This is a genomic window from Phyllobacterium sp. 1468 (assembly GCF_031455525.1).
Taxonomy (GTDB): Bacteria; Pseudomonadota; Alphaproteobacteria; order Rhizobiales; family Rhizobiaceae; genus Phyllobacterium.
Map to the genome: position 1 here is coordinate 1 of NZ_JAVDSX010000021.1, position 2,500 is coordinate 2,500.

At 53.6% G+C, this 2,500-nt stretch carries 1 rRNA gene (cut by a window edge); it reads right to left on the minus strand.

Annotation, left to right across the window (positions count from 1 at the left end):
* Window positions 1-269: 269 nt before the first annotated feature.
* Window positions 270-2,500: ribosomal RNA gene (locus J2X72_RS24975) — 23S ribosomal RNA — on the minus strand; it runs 729 nt beyond the window's last position.

Here is a 2,500-nt window from a genome sequence, read left to right on the forward strand (position 1 = left end):
TTTTTGTCTGATTGGATTTCGCTCACGCACGTACGCCTTTCGGGCTGTGCTCCGCGAGGGCCTCGCATAAGCTCGGACGCACGAGCGTGCTGGTATGGGCGCTTTATGCTGACAAGTTGTCAGGACAATCGCCAAATACAGACCGCTAGGTCGTCGGCCCTCGTTGGCCGCGCCGTCTTGAGCCGCCCGCTCCCGGCAGGGAGCGATACGGCGCGTGAGACAATTGAGATCGAATATTCATCGTTTTGCGATGGATATTTGTAATGAGAATGATCAAGCCAATCGAGCTATTAGTACCGGTAAGCTTCATGCGTTGCCGCACTTCCACACCCGGCCTATCAACGTGGTGGTCTTCCACGGCTCTGATAGGGAATACTCGTTTTCAGGTGGGTTTCCCGCTTAGATGCCTTCAGCGGTTATCCCGTCCGTATATAGCTACCCTGCTATGCGGCTGGCGCCACAACAGGTCCACCAGAGATACGTCCATCCCGGTCCTCTCGTACTAGGGACAGATCCTGTCAATATTCCTACACCCACGGCAGATAGGGACCGAACTGTCTCACGACGTTCTGAACCCAACTCACGTACCGCTTTAAATGGCGAACAGCCATACCCTTGGGACCTGCTCCAGCCCCAGGATGCGATGAGTCGACATCGAGGTGCCAAACAACCCCGTCGATATGGACTCTTGGGGGTCATCAGCCTGTTATCCCCGGCGTACCTTTTATCCGTTGAGCGATGGCCCTTCCACGCGGGACCACCGGATCACTATGACCGACTTTCGTCTCTGCTCGACTTGTCAGTCTCGCAGTCAGGCGGGCTTATGCCATTGCACTCGACGACCGATTTCCGACCGGTCTGAGCCCACCATCGCGCGCCTCCGTTACTCTTTAGGAGGCGACCGCCCCAGTCAAACTACCCACCATACACTGTCCTGGATCCGGATAACGGACCGCAGTTAGACATCCATATAGGTAAGGGTGGTATTTCAAGGATGACTCCACGAAGGCTGGCGCCCCCGCTTCAAAGTCTACCACCTATCCTACACATGCCGACACGAATGCCAGTGTAAAGCTATAGTAAAGGTGCACGGGGTCTTTCCGTCTAACCGCAGGAACCCCGCATCTTCACGGGGAATTCAATTTCACTGAGTCTGCGTTGGAGACAGCGGGGAAGTCGTTACGCCATTCGTGCAGGTCGGAACTTACCCGACAAGGAATTTCGCTACCTTAGGACCGTTATAGTTACGGCCGCCGTTTACTGGGGCTTCGATTCAAAGCTTGCACCTCTCCTCTTAACCTTCCAGCACCGGGCAGGCGTCAGACCCTATACGTCGTCTTGCGACTTCGCAGAGCCCTGTGTTTTTGGTAAACAGTCGCTACCCCCTGGTCTGTGCCACCCTCCTCGACTTGCGTCAAAAAGGGTCACGCTTCTTCCGAAGTTACGCGTGCAATTTGCCGAGTTCCTTCAACGCAGTTCTCTCAAGCGCCTTGGTATTCTCTACCAGTCCACCAGTGTCGGTTTAGGGTACGGTCTATACGCGGGAGCTATTTCCTGGGACCGCTTCGAAGCCCCTCCAATCCAATAAGGAGGAACAACACACGCGATCCGTCACTACCCGCAGGCCCACGAATATTAACGTGGTTCCCATCGACTACGCCTTTCGGCCTCGCCTTAGGGGCCGGCTAACCCTGCTCAGATTAACTTTAAGCAGGAACCCTTGGACTTTCGGCGAGGGAGTCTCTCACTCCCTTTATCGTTACTCATGTCAGCATTCTCACTTCTGATACCTCCAAAGGCCCTCACGGGTCCCTCTTCAACGGCTTACAGAACGCTCCGCTACCACTTGCTTATTGCTAAGCAAATCCACAGCTTCGGTGTATGGCTTGAGCCCCGGTACATTTTCGGCGCAAAGACCCTTATTTAGACCAGTGAGCTGTTACGCTTTCTTTAAATGATGGCTGCTTCTAAGCCAACATCCTGGTTGTTTTGGGATCCTCACATCCTTTCCCACTTAGCCATAACTTAGGGACCTTAGATGGTGGTCAGGGTTGTTGCCCTCTTCACGACGGACGTTAGCACCCGCCGTGTGTCTGCCGATCAGTACTCTTCGGTATTCGGAGTTTGGTTAGGTTTGGTAAATCGGTGAGATCCCCTAGCCCATCCAGTGCTCTACCCCCGAAGGTATAAAATCGACGCTCTACCTAAATAGATTTCGCGGAGAACCAGCTATCTCCAAGTTTGATTGGCCTTTCACCCCTAGCCACAAGTCATCCCAATCTATTGCAACAGATGCGGGTTCGGTCCTCCAGTAAGTGTTACCTTACCTTCAACCTGCTCATGGCTAGATCACTTGGTTTCGGGTCTAATGCGACGAACTGAACGCCCTGTTCAGACTCGCTTTCGCTGCGCCTACACGTAACCGTTTAAGCTTGCTCGTCACACTAAGTCGCTGACCCATTATACAAAAGGTACGCTGTCACCCAGAACAAATCTTGGG